The organism is Nocardia cyriacigeorgica NBRC 100375 (assembly GCF_000308555.1).
Classification (GTDB): Bacteria; Actinomycetota; Actinomycetes; order Mycobacteriales; family Mycobacteriaceae; genus Nocardia; species Nocardia cyriacigeorgica.
Genome location: NZ_BAFY01000110.1, coordinates 1 through 19,664, shown reverse-complemented (window position 1 = coordinate 19,664; position 19,664 = coordinate 1). Strand labels below are relative to the sequence as shown.

At 69.3% G+C, this 19,664-nt stretch carries 11 protein-coding genes; 8 read left to right on the top strand and 3 right to left on the bottom strand.

Annotated elements, in window-relative coordinates; all coding sequences use genetic code 11:
• From RJ05_RS31875 to mmsB, 3 genes are all read right to left on the bottom strand, one after another.
• Nucleotides 1-10,459: type I polyketide synthase (locus RJ05_RS31875; RefSeq protein ID WP_081597266.1), on the bottom strand; the 10,459-nt coding region annotated here is incomplete at its 3' end.
• 743 nt (nucleotides 10,460-11,202) lie between these two features.
• Entirely contained in the window at nucleotides 11,203-12,687 is a 1,485-nt protein-coding gene (locus RJ05_RS10245; protein ID WP_036536091.1) for a CoA-acylating methylmalonate-semialdehyde dehydrogenase, read from the bottom strand.
• 25 nt (nucleotides 12,688-12,712) lie between these two features.
• Complete coding sequence (mmsB, locus tag RJ05_RS10240) at nucleotides 12,713-13,606, bottom strand: 3-hydroxyisobutyrate dehydrogenase (protein ID WP_036536080.1); 894 nt, start codon at nucleotides 13,604-13,606, stop codon at nucleotides 12,713-12,715.
• Nucleotides 13,607-13,774: 168 nt separating this feature from the next.
• On the opposite strand from mmsB, the gene RJ05_RS10235 reads away from it, so the two are divergent.
• The 8 genes from RJ05_RS10235 to RJ05_RS10205 form a co-directional block, all read left to right on the top strand.
• On the top strand, nucleotides 13,775-14,686 hold the full coding sequence (locus tag RJ05_RS10235) for a LysR family transcriptional regulator (protein ID WP_036536078.1): 912 nt from the start codon (nucleotides 13,775-13,777) through the stop codon (nucleotides 14,684-14,686).
• A 121-nt stretch (nucleotides 14,687-14,807) separates the two neighbouring features.
• Nucleotides 14,808-15,614: an ABC transporter permease gene (locus RJ05_RS10230; RefSeq protein WP_036536095.1), complete on the top strand. Its 807-nt coding sequence runs from the start codon at nucleotides 14,808-14,810 to the stop codon at nucleotides 15,612-15,614.
• Nucleotides 15,607-16,428 carry an ABC transporter permease gene (locus RJ05_RS10225; protein WP_036536076.1) on the top strand — a complete coding sequence of 274 codons (822 nt, stop codon included), beginning with the start codon at nucleotides 15,607-15,609 and terminating at the stop codon, nucleotides 16,426-16,428. The genes RJ05_RS10230 and RJ05_RS10225 overlap by 8 nt, the downstream gene beginning before the upstream one ends.
• On the top strand, nucleotides 16,429-17,406 hold the full coding sequence (locus tag RJ05_RS10220) for an ABC transporter ATP-binding protein (RefSeq protein WP_036536074.1): 978 nt from the start codon (nucleotides 16,429-16,431) through the stop codon (nucleotides 17,404-17,406).
• A gap of 225 nt (nucleotides 17,407-17,631) precedes the next feature.
• The gene (locus tag RJ05_RS30800; protein WP_156090816.1) at nucleotides 17,632-17,790 is read left to right on the top strand and encodes a hypothetical protein; all 159 of its coding nucleotides are present in this window, start codon (nucleotides 17,632-17,634) and stop codon (nucleotides 17,788-17,790) included.
• A 27-nt stretch (nucleotides 17,791-17,817) separates the two neighbouring features.
• The gene (locus RJ05_RS31870; RefSeq protein ID WP_051016408.1) at nucleotides 17,818-18,315 is read left to right on the top strand and encodes an excalibur calcium-binding domain-containing protein; all 498 of its coding nucleotides are present in this window, start codon (nucleotides 17,818-17,820) and stop codon (nucleotides 18,313-18,315) included.
• A gap of 44 nt (nucleotides 18,316-18,359) precedes the next feature.
• Entirely contained in the window at nucleotides 18,360-18,785 is a 426-nt protein-coding gene (gene lpqS / locus RJ05_RS10210; RefSeq protein ID WP_036536073.1) for a putative copper homeostasis (lipo)protein LpqS, read from the top strand.
• 287 nt (nucleotides 18,786-19,072) lie between these two features.
• A partial coding sequence (locus RJ05_RS10205) for a PLP-dependent cysteine synthase family protein (protein ID WP_255220928.1) occupies nucleotides 19,073-19,664 on the top strand: 592 nt, incomplete at its 3' end.

Sequence of the window (19,664 nt, the reverse complement as noted above, 5' to 3'; positions counted from 1 at the left end):
CGAACACCAGGGTGGACGGCAACGTCAGGCCGGTGGCCTTGGCCAGCCGATTGCGGAATTCGACGCCGGCCAACGAGTCGAAACCCATATCCGTGAAGGCGGTCTCGGCATCGATGGCGCCCGCCCCCGCGTGTCCGAGCACCGCGGCCGCCTGCTCACGCACCACCGCCAACGCCACCTCGGCACGTTCGGCCGGCGACGCGGCCGCCAACCGGCCGACCGGAGCGACCGAATTCCTGGTGCGGGTCCGCGTGGGCGCCAGCGAGCCGAGAACCCGCGGCAAGCTGCCGAGTTCGGCCTGTTCGGCCAGCCCGGCCGGATCGAAATCCGCCGCCACCACCAGCGGCTCCGCCGCGGTCATGGCCGCATCGAACAGTGCGAGCCCGGTGGTCTCGCCCAGCGCGCGGAACCCGAGCCGCCGCAACCGTTCCAAGCCGGCTTCGCCCAGTTCGGCGGTCATCCCGGTGCCCGCGTGCCATGGCCCCCAGGCGATCGACGTGGCGGGCAGTCCGGTGGCTCGCCGCAGCCGGGCCACCGCGTCGGCGAAAGCGTTGCCCGCGGCGTAGTTGCCCTGGCCGGGAGCGCCGGCGAGCCCGGCGACCGACGAGAACACCACGAAGGCCGAGAGTTCGGCGGTGCTTGTGAGTTCGTGCAGCAACCAGGTGCCGTCCACTTTCGGACGCAGGACGCGATGCAGCTGGTGTCCGGTCAATGTCTCGACGGTGCCGTCATCGACCACGCCCGCCGCATGCACGACGCCGGTCAGCGGGTATTGCTCAGGCAGGTTCGCCAGCAACTCGGTCAGCGCCGCGCGATCGGCGACATCGGCCGCGGCGATCTGCACCTCGACGCCGAGACTCGTCAGCTCCGACACCAGTTCGGCCGCGCCGGCGGCGGATGGGCCCTGTCGCGAGACCAGCAGCAGCCTGCGTACTCCGTGCCGGGTCGCCAGCTGCCTGGCCGCGAGCGCACCGAGGCCGCTGGTCCCACCGGTCACCAGGACCGTCCCGGTGCCGAACGCGAGTTCGCCCAGCGGTCCCGCGGTTTCCCGGCGCAATCGCGGCGCGGTGAAGCGGCCCGCTCGCACCGCGACCTGAGGTTCGTCGGGCACCGACGCCACGATGGTGGCGTCGATCCGGCCGTCGTGGTCCACCAGGACGATGCGACCCGGGTGTTCAGCCTGCACGCTGCGTACCAGTCCGGCGACCGCTGCCGCCACCGGATCGGGCGATTCCCCTGGCACGCCGAGGGCTTCGCGGGTCAGCACGACCAGCCGGGAATCGGTGAGCGCCGGTTCGGCCAGCCACGAACGCAGCAGGACGAGAGCGTCTTCGACGGCCCGGTGAGCGGCCGACGGCAGCTGCGCCGGGGCGGACTCGGCGTCGTCGACGGCCCAGACGACGGCGTCCGGGAGCGACTCGGCCGCGGCCAGTGCGGCCACCCCGTCGAACCGAGTCTCGATGCCGGGCACGACGCCGGCGCCGAGCACGGCCATCGACGCCGTCGACACCGCGGCCACGGGCGGCAGCGACAACCACTCCACGGCGTGCAACGGCACCAGCGCCGCGTTCGCGCGCACCCGCTCCACGGTCCGTCGCTCGACCGGATGCACCTCCAACGAGCCCGCGCTCACTACGGCCGTACCGGATTCGTCCACCGCGTCCAGGCGAATACGGTTGCCGCCCAGCATGACAGCGCGCAGGCGCACCGGTCCCGAACCGGTCCGGGCCAGACGCAGATCACCGACCGATACCGGAAGCGGCACGCGCCCGGGGGCGAGCTCGTCCATGATGAAGTCGAGCGCGGGGTGCAGGCAGGCATCGAACAAGGCCGGATGAATGCCGTAACCGGCGGCGTTGGCGGAAGTGGCCGCGTCGAGCGACACCTCCGCGTAGACCTCATCGCCACGCCGCCACAGGGCATGCACGCCGCGAAACGCCGGGCCATATGCCATTCCCAGTTCGGCGATCCGCTCGTAGAGGGCCGCGACGTCGAGCGGGTGCGCGTCCTCGGGCGGCCAACTCCGGTCCCAGCCGGTCTCGGTGTCGCTGCTCGATTCCGCGGCGAGCACACCGGTGGCATGTGGCACCCAGGTATCGGGGTCGGCCTGATCCTCGGCACGGGAGTAGACGGTGAATTCGCGGCTGCCATCGGGTCCGGCCGCGCCGACGGCGACCTGCAGGTCGACCGCTCGCTCCCCCAGTGGCAGCGGGATATCGAGCCGCATCTGTTCCACGACCGGCAGCCCGAGGCGCACCCCGATGGCCGAGGTAAGTTCCAGGTATGTGGTGGCAGGCACCACCGGAGTACCGAACACCACGTGGTCGGCCACCCATGGGTGACGGGTGAGCGACAGCTTGCCGCTACCCAGCCACTCGTCCTTACCCGCGACCGGCACCAGGCCCGACACGATCGGGTGGCCGAGGCCCCCGGCCGTGATCGCGTGGTCCACCTCGAGCCAGTAACGGCTGCGCTGGAACGCGTAGGTCGGCAGGTCGATCCTGGCGGGTTCCCGTCCACCGAGCACCGGCGCCCAGTCCACCTCGAGCCCGGCATTGTGTGCCTGGGCGAGCATGGTCAGGAACTGGATCACCTCGTCGGTGCCGCGCCGGCTCGCCGCGGTGACCAGCGCCCGCGTCTCGAGCTCAGCGGGCAGACACTGCCGGGTCATCGCGCTGAGCACGGCGTCGGGGCCGACCTCGATGAATCGCCGGACGCCCAGCTGCACCAGACTGTCGACCCCCGCGGCGTAGCGGACGGTGTCGCGCACGTGCCCGGCCCAGTACAGCGAATCGGCGAAGGCCTCGCCGCCGACGACGCCGAAGACATTGGAGATCACCGGCAACAGCGGTCGGCCGTAGTCCAGCGAAGCGGCCAGCGCCTCGAATTCCGGCAGCATCGGCTCCATCAGCGTCGAATGGAACGCGTGGCCGACCCGCAGCCGCGTCGTCGTGATTCCCGCCGACACCAGGGTGCGCTCCAGTTCGGCGACGGCGTCGGCGGCGCCGGAGACGACCGTCGCGGCCGGCCCGTTCACCGCGGCGATCGACAGGCGGGTGCCGAATCCGTCGATGGCGGCCTCGGCCTGCTGCTCCGACATCGCGACGGCCAGCATCGCCCCGCCCGCCGGCAGTGCTCCCATCAGGCGTCCGCGTGCGGCGACCAGCGCGCACGCATCCTCTGTCGACCACATTCCCGCGACGTATGCGGCGACCAGCTCGCCGATGGAATGGCCGATCAGTACATCGGGGGTGATGCCGAACGACTCGATCAAACGGAGCAGCGCGACCTCGTGGGTGAACAAGGCGGGCTGGGTGTATTCGGTGCGGTGCAGCAGATCCGGGCCGGCGGTGCCGAAGACGATGTCGGCGAGCGTGAGCTCCGGCGACGGGAACTCCAGTAGCGCGTCGAATTCGGCACACAGTTCGTCGAAGGCCGCGGCGAATACCGGGAAACTCGCGTACAGCCCGGCGCCCATCCCGATGCGTTGCGCGCCCTGGCCGGTGAACAGGAAAGCGGTCTTGCCGCCGACCGGCGCGCCCTCGGTGACGTCCGGTGACGCGAGGCCCGACGCCAGATCGGCGAGTCCGGCGAGCACACTCGCGCGCTCGCCCGCGATCACCGCCGCGCGCCGATCGAAGCGGGTACGAGTGGTCAGCAGGGCATGCGCGACATCCGCGAGGTCGGCCTCCGGGTTCGCCAGCAGCCACTCGCGCAGTCGCGCGGCCTGTCCGCGCAACGCCGCATCGGTCTTGGCCGACAGCAGCACCGGCATCGGCACGGACCCGGCCGGCTGCGGGGCCGACGCGACGCGGCCGAGGTCGCCTGCCGGTGCTTCCTCGATGATGAGGTGGGCATTGGTGCCGCTGATCCCGAACGCCGAGATCCCGGCGCGCCGCACCCGTTCCATCGAGGCGGGCCACCGCAGGTCGTCGGTGAGCAGCCGCACGTTGCCCGCCGACCAATCCACATGCGGCGAGGGCGCATCCACATGCAACGTCCGCGGCAACAGCTCATGCCGCAAGGCCTGCACCAGTTTGATCACGCCCCCGACGCCGGCGGCGGCCTGTGCATGCCCGATATTCGATTTCAGGGAACCGACCCATAGCGGTTGTGTGCGTTCCTGGCCGTAGGTGGCGATGAGGGCCTGCGCCTCGATCGGATCCCCCAGCGGGGTACCGGTCCCGTGCGCCTCGACCGCGTCCACATCCGCAGGCGACAATCCCGCCGCCGCCAACGCCGACCGGATCACCCGCTCCTGCGACGGACCATTCGGCGCGGTCAAACCATTCGACGCACCATCCTGATTCACCGCCGAACCACGAATCACCGCCAACACCTCATGACCGAGCCGCCGCGCATCCGACAACCGCTCCAGCACAAGCACACCGACGCCCTCGGCCCAGCCCACACCATCGGCCGACGCCGAGAACGCCTTACAGCGCCCGTCCCTCGACAACCCGCGCTGGCGCGAGAACTCGACGAACATGAACGGCGTCGACATCACCTGCGCGCCACCGGCGAGCACCAGCGAGGTCTCCCCCTGCCGCAGCGCCTGGCAGGCCAGGTGCATGGCCACCAGCGACGACGAGCACGCGGTGTCCACGGTGATCGCCGGGCCTTCGAGGCCGAAGGTGTAGGCCACCCGCCCCGACAGCACACTGCTCGTGGAACCGGTACCGACATACCCCTCGGCGGCCGCGCCCGCGGCCTTGGCGATCTCCTCGTAGTCCTGATAGGAGACGCCGGTGAACACGCCTGCGTCGGTGCCGCGCAGCGACGCAGGATCGATCCCGGCATGCTCGAGCGCCTCCCACGACGCCTCCAGCAACAACCGCTGCTGCGGATCCATCGCCGACGCCTCACGCGGACCGATCCCGAAGAACCCCGCGTCGAAATCACCGATGCCGGTGAGGAATCCGCCCTTGTCCAGGTAGGAGGTGCCGGAGTTACCCGGGTCCGGGTGGAACAGCCGTTCCAGATCCCAGCCGCGATCGGTCGGGAAGGCGCCGATCGCGTCCGCGCCGGCGGCGACGAGATCCCACAGACCCTGGGGTGAGTCGATGCCCCCCGGGTAGCGGCAGCTCATGCCGACGATGGCGATGGGCTCGTCGGTGCGCACCCGGCGGGTCGCTCGGGGAGCACGGGTGGTGTCGGTGGCCGCCGCGATCCGGGTCCGGATGAATTCCGCGACCGCGGCCGCGGTCGGGTGGTCGAAGACCAGCGTGGCCGGCAACTGCACGCCGGTGACCTTGGTGAGCCGATTACGGAACTCCACGCCGGCCAAGGAGTCGAACCCGAGTTCGGTGAACGGGACGGCCGGATCGATCGCCTCCCCGGAGATGTGCCCGAGCACCTCGGCGACCTGGGCACGGACCAACCCGAGCACGATCTGCGCATGCTCGGCGGCGGGCGCGGCGGCCAGCGTCCGAGTGAGTGCGCCGTTGGTGTCCGTGGCCCGGCGCGCGGGCACCGTCACGAGGGAACGAAGTACCGGTGGCAATGCGCCGTCACGGGCCTGGACGGTCAGGGCTTCGAGATCGAATTCGGTGGCGAGTACCGCGGGCGCCGACGCCGCCAAGGCCCGATCGAACAGGGCGAGGCCGTCGGCGCTCGCCAATGGCCGCACTCCGAGACGTCCCATCCGCGCCATCGCCGCGGCGTCGAGCGCGCTGGTCATGCCGATGCCCTGATGCCATGGGCCCCAGGCGATCGACACCGCGGGCTGTCCCGCCGCATGCCGGCGCGCGGCCAGCGCGTCCAGGAAGGCGTTGGCCGCGGCGTAGTTGGCCTGACCCGGGGTACCGACCGCGCCGGCGAGCGAGGAGAACAGCACGAAGGCCGATAGTTCGCCGGTGAGTTCGTGCAGATGCCACGCGGCGTCCGACTTCGCGGCGAGCACCCGGTCGATCTGCTCGTCGGTCAGGGTCTCGATGGTGGCGTCGTCGACCAGCCCGGCCGAATGGATCACCGCGCTCGGAACGAAATCCGCTGGCAGTCCGTCGAGCAGCGCCGCGACCGCCGCACGGTCGCTGACATCGCAGGCCTCGACGCGCACCCGCGCGCCCGATCGCGTCAATTCGTCGACCAGTTCACCCACGCCCGCCGCGGCCGCACCGCGCCGCGATACCAGCAGCACTCGCCGCACCCCATATGCCCCGACGGTGTGGCGTGCGGTTTCCGCGCCGAGACCGCTGGTGCCGCCGGTGATCAGGACCGCACCGTCACCGAACGCGGACGGCCCGGCCGGGGTCGACCGCGTCTGCCGCCGCAGGCGCGGGACCAGCAGCCCGCCCGCGCGCAGCACAAGTTGTGTTTCGGCCGAATCGACCGCCGCGGCGACGAGTTCGGCCGACGGCTCCGCATCGGCGTCGAGCAGGACGAACCGGTCCGGCGACTCGAACTGCGCACTGCGCACCAGTCCCCAGACCGCGGCGTCCGCCGGATCCGGCGTCTGTCCCGGTAGACCGATCGCGTTGCGCGTCAACACCACCAGCCGGCTCTGGCCGGACCGGCTGTCGGACTGCCAGGCACGCAGCAGCGCGGCCGTCGAGCGCACTCGGGCGTGCGCCCGCGACGGGAGGTCGTCACCCTCGTCACCGTCCGCCGGCGACCAGACGACGATCTCCGGCAGCGGCTCCTCGGCCGGCAGTCCGGCCGGTCCACTCGCCACCCGGGTGGCACCCGCTACCGAGGCCGAGCCGAGCACGGCGACCGCGGCCGTGGTCGTGGCGGTGTTCGAGGCCAGCGGCGTCCACTCGATGTCCGACAGCGACGCGCGGCTGCCACGTACCTCGGCGAGCACGTCCGAGTCCACCGGCCGGGCGGCGAGGGCATCGATGCTCAGCACCGGATCGCCGTTCGCGTCGGCGGCGAAGACCCGGATCCGGCCCGCCCCCGAGCGTTCGAGCCGGACCCGGACCGCGTGCGCTCCCGTCTGATAGCGGCGGACACCGCCGAAAGAGAACGGCAACGGTAGCTTGCCCGCGGGCATATCGGCGGCCATCTGCGTGATCGCGGGATGGAACGCGGCATCGAGCACGGCGGGATGCATGCCGAACGCCTGGGCCACGGCATCGTCGTCGACCGGCAGCGCCACCTCGGCGAACAGATCGACACCGGCTCGCCAGATCCCGGTAACGCCGCGGAAGGTGCGGCCGTAGCCGAAGCCCAGATCCGCGAGGCGGTCATAGAGACCCTCATGAGGTACCGGCTCCGCCTCGACGGGCAGCCAGGAATCCCCGTCCGCGCCGTCGTGTTCGGCGTCGATCCAGCTCGGCAGTTCCCCGGTGGGCACGGCCAGCACACCGTTGGCATGCGCGACCCATTCGGCGTCCGCCCCGGTGTCGTCGCCGGCGCGACGGGAATAGATGACGAAGCGGCGCCGCCCATTCTCGTCGGCGGGCTCGACAGCTACCTGGAGATCGACGGTGACGCCGGGTTCGAGCAGCAGCGGCGCTTCCAGCAGGAGCTCTTCGACCAGGGCCGCATCGAGGTGCGCGCCCGCCGTCACCGCCAGTTCCACGAATCCGGTCGCGGGCAGCAGCACCGAACCGAACACCGCGTGATCGGCCACCCACGGATGGGTGGCCTGCGACAGACGCCCGGTGAACAGCCATTCGTCCTTACCGGCCAACGGCACGACGCCGGTCAGCACCGGATGGTCCGACGAACCAGTGGAACCACCACCGGCCAAGGGCTGCAACCAGTAACGCTGCCGCTGGAACGGGTACGTCGGCAACGAGACCCGGGCCGGGGCGCGGCCGGTGAACAGTGGCCGCCAATCCACGTCGATGCCACCGGCGTACGCCTCGGCCAGCATCGTCATGTACTGGGTGAGCTCATCGGCGGAGCGCCTGGACGCCGCGGTGACCAGTGTGCGCACGTCATCGCCTGCGTACTCGGCCAGGCATTGCCCGGTCATCGCGGTGAGCACCGCGTCCGGGCCCACTTCGATGAAACGCCTGACGCCCTCGGCGAAGAGCGTGTCGATCCCGGCGGCGAAGCGCACCGTGCCGCGCAACTGCCGCACCCAGTAGTCCGGGTCGGTCAGCTCGCTACCGGCCCGCGTGCCGGTGACATTCGAGATCACCGCGCGGTCGGGCATGCGGTAGGTCAATCCCTGTGCGGTGGCGCGGAACTCGGCCAGCATCGGATCCATCCGCGCCGAATGGAACGCATGGCTCACCCGCAGCCGGGAGGTCTTGACGCCGTCGCCGGTCAACCGTGCCTCGGCGGCGTCGACGGCATCGTCGGCGCCGGAGAGCACCACCGACGCGGGACCATTAACTGCCGCGATCGCGAGCTGATCGCCGAACTCGCCGATCAGCTCGACGGCCCGCTGCTCGGTGGTCGCCGCGGCGAGCATCGCTCCGCCCGCGGGCAACGCACCCATCAGCCGCCCGCGCGCCGCCACCAGCGCACACGCGTCCCGCAGCGTCCAGACGCCGCCCAGGTACGCGGCGACCAACTCGCCGATCGAGTGGCCCGCCAGCACGTCCGCGACGACGCCGAAGGATTCGGCGAGTCGGAAGGCAGCGACCTCGAAGGCGAACAACGCCGGTTGCGTCCACTCCGTGCGGTCCAGCACACCCGCCGGGTCGGCGAACATCACTTCGCGCAGCGACCCACCGAGTAGTTCGTCGAAATGCGCGCACACCTCGTCCAGCGCTTCGGCGAAGACCGGGAACGCGGCATACAGCTCGGCGCCCATCCCCACCCGCTGTGCGCCCTGACCGGTGAACAACATCGCGGTCGGGCCCGGTTCGGCGGCACCGAACGTGACGCCCGGCCCCGGCACGCCCTGTGCGAGACCCGCCAGACCCGCGAGCAGCTGGTCACGATCGGCACCGACGACCGCACCGCGCCGAGGCCACCGGGTGCGGTGCTCGTTCAACGTGTGCGCCACGTCCCACAGCTCGGAATCCGGGTGCTCGATCAGCCACTGACGCAACCGCGCGGCCTGCGCGCGCAGCGCGTCGTCGGTTTTCGCCGACACCACCAGGGGCGGAGCGGCCATCGTCACCGCCGGGCCGTCGCCGGTGGCGTCGGCCGGGGTGGGCTGCGGCGCCGCCTCCTCGATGATGAGGTGGGCGTTGGTGCCGCTGATCCCGAACGACGACACCCCCGCCCGGCGCACCCGCTCCCCCACCGGCCACGCCCGCGCCTCGGTCAACAACCGCACCGCACCCGCCGACCAATCCACATGCGGCGACGGCGCATCCACATGCAACGTCCGCGGCAACACCTCATGCCGCAACGCCTGCACCATCTTGATCACGCCCCCGACCCCGGCGGCGGCCTGGGCGTGCCCGATATTCGACTTCAAGGTGCCCAGTTGTAGTGGCTGCTCGCGGTCCTGCCCGTAGGCGGCGAGCAGGGCTTGCGCCTCGATGGGGTCGCCGAGTGTCGTGCCGGTGCCGTGCGCTTCCACCGCGTCCACGTCCGCCGGGGTCAATCCCGCCGCCGCCAGCGCCGCTGCGATCACCCGCTCCTGCGACGGACCGTTCGGCGCGGTCAAACCATTCGACGCACCATCCTGATTCACCGCCGAACCACGAATCACCGCCAACACCTCATGACCGAGCCGGCGCGCATCCGACAACCGCTCCAAGGCCAGCACCCCGACGCCCTCGGCCCAACCGACCCCGTCGGCGGCGGCCGAGAACGCCTTGCAGCGCCCGTCCCGGGACAACCCGCGCTGGCGGGAGAACTCGATGAAGAGAAAAGGCGTCGACATCACCGTCACACCACCTGCCAGCGCCAACGATGTCTCGCCACGCCGCAACGCCTGACAGGCCAAATGGATCGCGACCAATGACGACGAGCAGGCGGTATCGATCGATACCGCGGGACCCTCCAAACCGAGGCTGTAGGCCACCCGGCCCGACACCACGCTGCCGGTCGAGCCGATACCGGCGTAACCTTCGGCGACGGGCCCCGCGGCACGTGCGGTGTGTTCGTAGTCCTCGTACATCACACCGGCGAAGACACCGGCGTCGCTGCCGCGCAACGACGCCGGATCGATCCCGGCGTGCTCGAGCGCCTCCCACGACGCCTCCAGCAACAACCGCTGCTGCGGATCCATCGCCGACGCCTCACGCGGACCGATCCCGAAAAACCCCGCGTCGAAATCACCGACGCCACGCAGGAAACCGCCCTCGCGGGTGTAGACCTTGCCGAACCGATCCGGGTCCGGATCGAACAACGCGTCCAGATCCCAGCCCCGATCGGAGGGGAATCCGCCCACCGCGTCCTGCTCGGTGGCGACCAGTTCCCACAGCTGATCCGGCGTTTCGACCCCGCCCGGATACCGGCAGCTCATTCCGACGATGGCGATCGGCTCATCGATCCGCTCCCGCAACTGGGTCAAGTCGTCGCGAGTCGTCATGAGTTCGACGGTGACCTTCTTGAGGTACGCCAACATGCGGTCGGACGAATCACCAGTGCTCGTGTCCACGTCTCACATCCAGGGTTTTTCGGGGTCGGCGAAAGAGCCCGTCGTCGCACACGGCGACGCGGGCGTAGTGACCAGCGGGGTCCGACTTGCCGCCCGCTGCGGGCGGCCACTCGACCGGCCGTCCGTCGGCAGCCGGTCGTCAAGTCAAGGTTTCGGCAGAACGCTCGGGGTTCTGCGGCGCACTCGCTGCGCTACGAATCGGGCTCTGCGCCCTTGCCGGTCGCGTTCGCCCGGCAGCAGGCGGCGGTTCACGCCGCAATAGGTTGCTCGGGAGTTACCGAGCTGTTCACCCAATCTTCTTCCACACCGTTGCAGCGTGATGGCAACGCTGTGAATATAAGGCGGGTCCAGGTGTGCGGCGAGTGCCTTACTTCCCATCCTCGAGAAGACGAAATCATTACTCACCCAAAATCTTTCTTCGCTGTACCAGCCGCAGGACGTCCGTCCAGTTTCGCGCTGGCTGTCAGCCTGCCAGCTGAATCGGCGCCTCGCAACAGATGCGCGAATTCACCGCAATCCGCCCTGCGCCGACCGGTTCGAGCCCGGGCGCGAAGGCGCTTGCCTGCATACCGTCACCGATGCCGGGTGTGGGCACTACGCATTCGTGATAGCCGGAACTCATCGTTTTCCGGAAAGACTCCGAGGGTTTGCCAGCACACCCGGTCGGGCATCCCCGCTCCCTCGTCCGCATCGACGAATGCGGCCCGCCGGAGGACTCCGGCGGGCCGACGGTGTGCACTGGATCAGGCGTTAGTGGGGAACCCGAGATTGATCTGGCTCTCCGATGGCTCGGGCCAGCGCGTCGTGACGACCTTGCTGCGAGTGTAGAAATGGATGCTTTCCGGGCCGTAGATGTGGGTGTCGCCGAACAACGACTTCTTCCAGCCGCCGAAGGAGTAGGCGCCGATCGGGACCGGGATCGGGACGTTGACGCCGACCATGCCGACCTCGACGTCGAACTCGAACTGGCGGGCGGACTTGCCGTCGCGGGTGAAGATGGCGACGCCGTTGCCGTAGTAGTTGTCGTTGACCAGGTCGACGGCTTCCTGGTAGCTGCCGACGCGCACGACGGCGAGGACCGGGCCGAAGATCTCGTCGTCGTAGACCTTCATGCCGGGCCGGACCTCGTCGATCAGGCTGACGCCGATGAAGAAGCCGTCGGAGTCGAACACCTGCTCACGGCCGTCGACCACGACCTTCGCGCCCTCGGCTGCCGCGCCTGCCACGTAGCCGGCGACCCGGTCCCTGGCTTCGCGGGTGATCAGCGGTCCCATCTCCGAGGCCGGATCCGAACCGGGCCCGATCCGCAGGGCCCGCACCCGGTCGGCGATCTTGTCGATCAGCGGGTCGGCCACCTCACCGACAGCGACCAGCACCGACACCGCCATGCACCGCTCGCCGGCGGAACCGTAGGCCGCCGACACCGCGGCGTCGGCGGCCGCGTCGAGGTCGGCGTCGGGCATGACCACCATGTGGTTCTTCGCCCCGCCGAGGGCCTGCACGCGTTTGCCCCGGTCGGAGGCGCGGCGGTAGATCGCCTCGGCGATGGGCGTGGAACCGACGAAACTCACCGCGGCGACGTCGTTGTCGTCGATGAGCGCGTCGACGGCTTCCTTGTCGCCGTGCACCACATTCAGCACGCCGTCGGGCAGACCTGCCTCGCTGAACAGTTCGGCGATGAACACCGCCGCCGACGGATCCTTTTCGCTCGGCTTGAGGATGACGGTGTTGCCGCAGGCGATGGCCGAGGACACCATCCACAGCGGCACCATCGCGGGGAAATTGAACGGGGTGATGCAGGCGACCACGCCGACCGGCTGTTTCACCTGGTGGACGTCGACTCCACCGGCAACCTGCTCGGAGTAGTCGCCCTTGAGCAGATGCGTGAGCCCGGCGACGAATTCGACGTTCTCCACACCACGGGCGATCTCGCCCACCGCGTCGGCGACGGTCTTGCCGTGTTCGGCGGAGATGATGCCGGCCAGTTCCTCGCGTCGTTCGCCGATCAGGTGGCGCAGCCGGAAGAACACATCGGAGCGCTTGCTGAGGCTGGTGGCGCGCCAGCCCGGCAGGGCGTTCTTGGCGATCCGGACGGCGTCGGCGACCTCGGGCGCCGAGGCGAAGACCACCTCGGCCGTCTGCGCGCCGGTGGCGGGGTCGAAGACCGGGCCGGTGCGTGCACCGGTGTCGATGCGTTTGCCGTTGAGGTAATGCGGAATGCGGTTCATGATCTGCGTCTTTCGGTTCGGAAGGTCAGGCGATGGTGTCGTCGATGTGCTTGATGATCAGCGCGCAGTCGCGGTCGCCGAGGCCGCTGTCGACGAGGTCTTGCAGCTGGCCGGCCACGATGCTCGCCGTCGGCAGCGGGGTACCGGTGGATTCGCCGGCACGCAGCGCGAGGCCGATGTCCTTGTTGGCCAGGCTCGCGGCGAAGGTGGGATCGAAACCGTTGTTGGCGGCGGATGTTTCGACGATCCCCGGTACCGGATACCAGGTGCGCAGCGCCCACGAATCCGCCGACGACACCGAGGCCACGTTCCAGAACACCTGCGGGTCGAGCCCGAGCCGCTGGGCCAGCACCGCGCCCTCGGCGCAGCCGGCCAAATTGATCAGCAGCATCATGTTGTTGCAGATCTTGGCCGCCTGGCCGGAGGTGGCGCCGCCGGTACGAATGATGTTGCGACTCATCGGCTCGACGAGTTCGGCGGCGGCATCCACGGCGTCGGGTTCACCGCCGAGCATGAACGTCAGCGTCGCGGCGGCGGCACCGCTGATGCCGCCGGAAACGGGGGCGTCGACGAAGCGGAATCCTTGTGCGCGCGCCATCTCGTGCAGGGCGGCAGCGGTATCGATGTCGATGGTGGAGCTGTCCACCAGCAGCGCCGACGATTCCGCCTGGGCGAGCACCCCATCGGGGCCTTCATAGACCGCACGGACGTTTTCACCCTTGGGCAGCATGGTGAAGACGGCATCGACGCCCCGCACTGCCTCCGCGATCGACGCGCAGGGCTTCACCCCTTTCTCGGCAGCCGCGGCGAGCGCGTCGGCGCTCAGGTCGAAGCCGTGGACGGTGTGGCCCTTGGCCACCAGATTCGCCGTCATGGGGTGGCCCATATGGCCGAGGCCGATCCACGCGATTGTTGCCATCGTCGAGCTCCATCCTGATGTCGATTGGCGTGAGATAAGTGATGCAGGCCACGCTATGGGACCCACCGCATGGATATCAATGCAGTTCGAGCCCTACTTTTGCAGCAAGGTGCTGCAAATTTGCAGCCGCCGTGGTGTGATCGTCGTATGAGCGCCGAGCGACGACACATGGCCGCTGGCCAGCCCAACCCCGATGATCTGCTGGTCATGCTGGCCGTCGCGCGGCTCGGCAAATTCTCCGCGGCCGCCGATGCGCTCGGAGTGAACTCGACCACGGCGTCGCGGCGCATCGCAGCGTTGGAGAAGGCCATGGGCGGCCGGGTCCTGGTGCGCGGCTCCGGCGGCTGGGAGCTCACCGAATTGGGCCGTGGCGCCTTGGTCGTCGCCGAGGAGATCGAACGGTCCTTGCAGCAGCTGGCCACCCCGGCCCAGGCCGTCCGCGATGGCGTGAGCGGCCTGGTGCGCATCGCGGCTTCGGACGGATTCGCCGTTCGCTTCGCCGTCCCCGCGTTGGCGCGGCTGCAAGAAAACCATCCTCGGCTGTCGGTGGAGCTGATCAGCGCCACCCGGCGGGTGCGGCAGAACCGGTCGGGGGTGGATCTGGAGATCGTCGCGGGCAGGCCGGATGTGCACCGGGCCATCGCGCGTTTTCTGACCGACTACTACCTCGGCCTCTACGCCAGTGACACCTACCTGTCGCGCCACGGCAGTCCGGCGACGCTGGCCGATCTCGCCGATCACCGTTTGATCTACTACATCGAATCCGTGTTGCAGGTCGACGAATTGGACCTGGCCGCCAAGCTACTGCCACAACCGGCCACCAGCCTGCGTTCGACCAGTGTCTTCGCTCATGTCGAGGCGACGGTCGTCGGCGCCGGAATCGGCATCCTGCCGGTGTATCTGGCCGACGAGCGTCCCGAACTGCGCCGGCTGCTGCGCGAGGAATTCAATCCGGAAATTTCGTACTGGTCGGTGGCGCGCGAAGAGTCGTTGCGCAGCAACGCGGTTCGCGCGGTGCTCGCCGCGCTGCGGACCGAGGTGGAGTCGCGGTCGGCGGAGTTGCGCGGGCGCCCGGATTGATCCGGCCGAACTCGATGAGGGTCCCCGGTTCACTTCCATCGAAACGACAGGGCCGGTAGAGTCATACGCTTGTGCCTCGGCATCGGGAGGGGGTTCCGCTGTGCTCACCACTGTGCTGGATATGCGCAGGTCGTCCGCGGTGTACTGGTATCTGGCGGTGGCCGGTTTCCGGCGGCAATGGCAGTACAAATCGGCCATGTTCGCGGGGCTGTTCACCAATTGCGTGTTCGGGTTCGTCCGTGCGGCGGTGATGGTGGCCGCGGTCGGCGCCGCGGGCAGTTTCGGCGGCTATGACGCCGCGAGCATCGGCGCCTACGTGTGGATATCGCAGGGCCTGCTCGGCGCCGTCCAATTCATGGGTCCGAATTCGGAATTGCGGGAACGGATCCGAACCGGCGACATCGCGATCGACTTCCTGCGCCCGGTGGACGTGCAGTTCGGCTATCTGGCAACGGATCTGGGGCGCGCCGTGTGCACTCTGCTACCCCGCGGCGTGCCGAGCATCCTGGTCGGGTCGCTCACCTTCGGCCTGGCCATGCCGACGGCACCATGGCCCTATCTGCTGGGCTCGATCAGCGTGATGCTGGCGGTGGCGGTGTCGTTCCTGTGCTTGTTCGCCGTGGCCACCACCGGCTTCTGGGTGGTGGAGACACGCGGAATCGAAATCCTGCACCGCACCTGCGGAGTGTTCCTGGCCGGTCTGGCCGTACCGATCCACGCGTTCCCCGACTGGCTGCGCACTGTCGCGAACGCCACGCCATTTCCGTCGATCCTGCAAGCCCCGGTCGATGTGCTGTCGGGCCGGGTGCTCGGGATCGATGCGCTCCAGGTCGTCGGCGTCCAGTTGTTGTGGGTGGTGGCTATCGGCGCGCTCGGCCGGCTGCTGCTTCGGGCCGGACGACGCACACTCGAGGTGCAGGGTGGGTGATCGCGCCGCGGCGGGCACCTGGCTCACCCCCTATCGTGCGGTACTGCGTTCACGCCTGGACGCCCAGCGCAGCTACCGGCTCTCCTTCGCCGGCGATCTGTTCGGCTCGCTGCTGCTCGGGCTGGCCGAATTCGGCGAAGTCTGGGTGATCTTCGGCAGCGGACGGGTGCTCGGTGGGCTCGACCTGGACGGCGCGTTGCTGCTGTTCGGATTGAGCAACACCGCGTTCGCGCTGGCCCAGGTGCTGTTCGGGCACCTCGACCAGCTACCGACGCTGATCCGGCTCGGCACCCTCGACACCTATCATCTGCGTCCGCAACCGCTACTGCTGCAATTGATCACCGGTGATATCGCGCTGCGCCGCTTCGCCCGCGCGATCGTCGCGATCGCGGTGCTGATCATCGGGTTGGCCCGCAACGACATCGACTGGACACCGAGTTCGATCATCCTGCTGGTGACGGCTCTGGTGAGCGCCATCGCGCTGTTCGGCGGTCTGTTCGTCTGCGCGGCCGGCTGCCAGTTCTACCTGATCGACGGCTCCGAACTCACCAACAGCTTCACCTACGGCGGCGTCTTCGCCGCCACCCAGCCCGCCTCGGTGTTCCCGCCGCCGCTGCGGCTGCTGTTCGGCTTCGCCATTCCGGTCGCGTTCACCGCCTATCTGCCGGCCATCGCACTGCTCGGTGTGCCCGGCCCGGCCTATCTGCCCGCCTGGCTCGCCTGGTGCACGCCGCTGGCCGCGCTGTGGGTGTGGCTGATCGCGCTCGGCGCATGGCGGCTCGGCACCAGGCACTACCAGGGAGGCGGAGGCTAGATGAACGACGAGCCGATCATCGAGATCGACAACCTGACCCGGCAATTCGTCCTGCGCCGCAAGGACGGCGGCCGCTGGCGCAGACGTCGCGAAGTGCTCACCGCCGTCGACCGGATGAGCTTTCGGATCGAGCGTGGCGCCGCGGTCGGCTACATCGGCGCCAACGGCGCGGGCAAATCCACCACCATCAAGATGCTGACCGGCATTCTGGTGCCGACCTCCGGGCAGGTGCGGACCTGCGGTCTCGAGCCGGTGCGCCAACGCAGACAACTCGCCGGCCGGATCGGGGTGGTCTTCGGCCAGCGGTCCCAGCTGTGGTGGGATCTGCCGCTGCGCGAATCGTTTTCGATTCTCTCGGCGATCCACCGGCTGGAGCCGGAGATCGCTCGCAAACGCACCCACGAGTTGGTCGAGCAGCTGGAGATGGGCGAGACCCTCGACACCCCCGTGCGTCAGCTGTCGCTGGGCCAGCGCATGCGCGCCGAGGTGGCGGCGGCGTTGCTGCACTCCCCGGACCTGGTGATCCTGGATGAGCCGACCATCGGACTGGACGTGTTGTCCAAACAGCGGTTGCGTGAGTTCTTGCGCGATGAACGCACCCAGCGCGGCACCACATTGCTGCTGACCACCCACGATATGGGTGATATCGAACGGCTCTGCGATCGCGTGCTGGTCGTCGATCACGGCAGCCTGGTCTACGACGGGACGCTGGCCGGTCTCGGTGCGACCGTCGGCGCGCGGCGGGTCCTGGTGGTGGACCTGGCCGAACCGACCCCGGATCTGAGCGATCTGCCGGGCGCGACGCTGGTGTCCAGCGAAGGTGGCGGGGTGCGGCAGCGGCTGGCCTTCGATGCCGAAACCACCACCGCCGCCGCCCTTCTGGCCGCGGTCTCGGCGCGGGCGGAGGTGCGCGATCTGTCCATCGAAGAACCGGAGATCGAGGACATCGTCCGCCGGATCTACCGGTCCGCCCGCTGACGAAACCGTCGACTGTCCGGCACCACACGCGGGCGTGCGCGACACGCGGGACGACACGTAACACCACAGGTAGCCGGGTGGATGAACGGGTGAACGCGAGCACCTCTCGCGCGATGACGAATACCGGCGCGGCGATCACCGCGCCGCAGCTCGGACCTGCCCTCGGCGGTTTCCGGAACGCCTCGGCGCCGGATGGTCGAGCCCGGCCGGTCATGAAGGTGAACGATGACGACGATAGCGCTGCTCGCGGCGATGATGCTCGCGTTGCTGATCGGCATAGCACTCGGGATCCACACCGCCCGCGACGAACACCGGGCCGGTACTCTGCGTGGCCGATATTGCCGCAAGCGCACGCGTCGTCGATACTGGCTGACGTTCGCCTGATCCGAAAACCTTTGGGGGGAGCCGATCATGGTCAAGTCCCGGCCTGTGCTCGTCATACTCGGCGCGTTGCTCGCAGCCGTGTTGGTGCTGTCGATGAGTGGATGCGGTTCGAGTAAGAAACGCCGATCGTCGAATTCCTCGCACGGTGCGGCGGCCACCAGCACGCAGGTCTACCAGAACTGCAAGCAGGTCTGGGATGCCGGGAAGGCGCCGTTGCGGCGCGGCAGTGCCGGCTACACGACCCAGCTCGATCAGCTCGACGGTAAGAACGACGGGCTCGCCTGCGCCGACCGCCCGGCCGCCACGTCGACCACCAAAAGCGTGATTCCGGGAGCGGCCACCCAGAGCGCACCGATGCCGACCGTCGCGCCGGCGCCGAAGCCGGATTCGGGCGGCTCCTCCTACCCCGGCACCACTCAGGTGCCGAAGCACACCTCGAGCGACGGTTCCGACAGTCGCACCCGCTCGGGCAGCGGCTCCGGGCGTTCCGGGTCGGGCAGCCGCTCCGGTTCCAGCCGCCGCTAGCGAGCCCGGCGCGGACGCACCGAAGGGTTGTACTATCGGCAGACGTGACCATCCGCGCGATACGTACCCCGGGTATCCGGGTGGCTGTCGCGTTCCTTTTCGCGGTGTGGTCGATCGCGATGTCGCTGCCGGAATGCCATGTGTTCCCAACTCACCCCTCGGCGGTCGTGCATCCGCATATCGAATCGACCGATCCTGGCATCGCGACACCCGAGGCGGTGCGGGCGCTGGCGATCCCGCATCCGCATGCCGGTGACCCGGATCGGCATCTGCCCGGCGAAGCGGTCCTCGCTACGCTGCCACGCAGCGGCGTGAGCCTGTTCGACCTGCTGGTGCTCGCTGCGCTGCTGATCGTCGCGCTGTCGCTGACGGGCATGCTCGCCCATGGCGTGCGGGCGCCGCCGTCCGGCGCAGTACCGGCCCGCGGCGGCCGGGAGATACTCACCCGATTCTGTATCGCCAGGAACTGATCGGTCAGCGTCAGGCCGATGCTGCCGGGCCGGCCGGTGTTCGTGCATTCCGCACTCACACCTGTTCGCTGCGATCAGCGACCGCACAGAATCGACTGTTCACCATGTCTTCTGCACTGCACAGTGCTGCCCTGTCCGCTGCCCTGCCTCCTGCCGCACTCACCGGCGAGACATCCACCGGCCGGCGGCCGCTCCCCTCGCACCCCACCGCTGCCCGCATCCGCACCGAAACCCTCAGCCCAGCCGCCCTGCTGACCACGGCGAACCGCTGCCCGAGGCCCGCGACGATGGTCGGCAACACCCCTGTCCTGTGGATCACCGAACCGCTCGCACCGGCCGGGCACGGTTTCTGGGCGAAACTCGAGGGCGCCAACCCGGGCGGTATGAAAGACCGCACCGCCTTGCACATGGTCGAACGTGCCACCGCACGTGGCGAGCTCGCCGCGGGCGCCCCGATCATCGAATCGACCAGCGGCACGCTCGGCCTTGGGCTCGCGTTGGCGGGGATGGTGCACGGTCACCCCGTCACCCTCGTCACCGATCCGGGACTGGAACCGTTGATGCGCCACATGCTCGCCGCCTACGGCGCGCGGGTGGAGCTGGTCGACCAACCGCATCCGGTCGGCGGCTGGCAGCAGGCGCGCCGGGACCGGGTCGCGCAGCTGCTGGCCGATGACCCCACCGCGTGGTGCCCGGATCAGTACCGCAATCCCGACAACCGGGAGGCCTACCGTTCGCTGGCGCTGGAGCTGGTGGCGCAGCTGGGCCGGATCGACGTGCTGGTCTGCTCGGTCGGCACCGGCGGCCACTCCGCCGGGGTGGCACGGGTGCTGCGCGAGTACTTCCCGGATCTGCGGCTTGTCGGGGTCGATACGGTGG

Bases quoted from the DNA above. Each gene is read 5' to 3' on its own strand.
- RJ05_RS10245 (WP_036536091.1), bottom strand. From the start codon at position 12,687: ATGAACCGCATTCCGCATTACCTCAACGGCAAACGCATCGACACCGGT.
- mmsB (WP_036536080.1), bottom strand. From the start codon at position 13,606: ATGGCAACAATCGCGTGGATCGGCCTCGGCCATATGGGCCACCCCATG.
- RJ05_RS10235 (WP_036536078.1), top strand. From the start codon at position 13,775: ATGGCCGCTGGCCAGCCCAACCCCGATGATCTGCTGGTCATGCTGGCC.
- RJ05_RS10230 (WP_036536095.1), top strand. From the start codon at position 14,808: ATGCGCAGGTCGTCCGCGGTGTACTGGTATCTGGCGGTGGCCGGTTTC.
- RJ05_RS10220 (WP_036536074.1), top strand. From the start codon at position 16,429: ATGAACGACGAGCCGATCATCGAGATCGACAACCTGACCCGGCAATTC.
- RJ05_RS30800 (WP_156090816.1), top strand. From the start codon at position 17,632: ATGACGACGATAGCGCTGCTCGCGGCGATGATGCTCGCGTTGCTGATC.
- RJ05_RS31870 (WP_051016408.1), top strand. From the start codon at position 17,818: ATGGTCAAGTCCCGGCCTGTGCTCGTCATACTCGGCGCGTTGCTCGCA.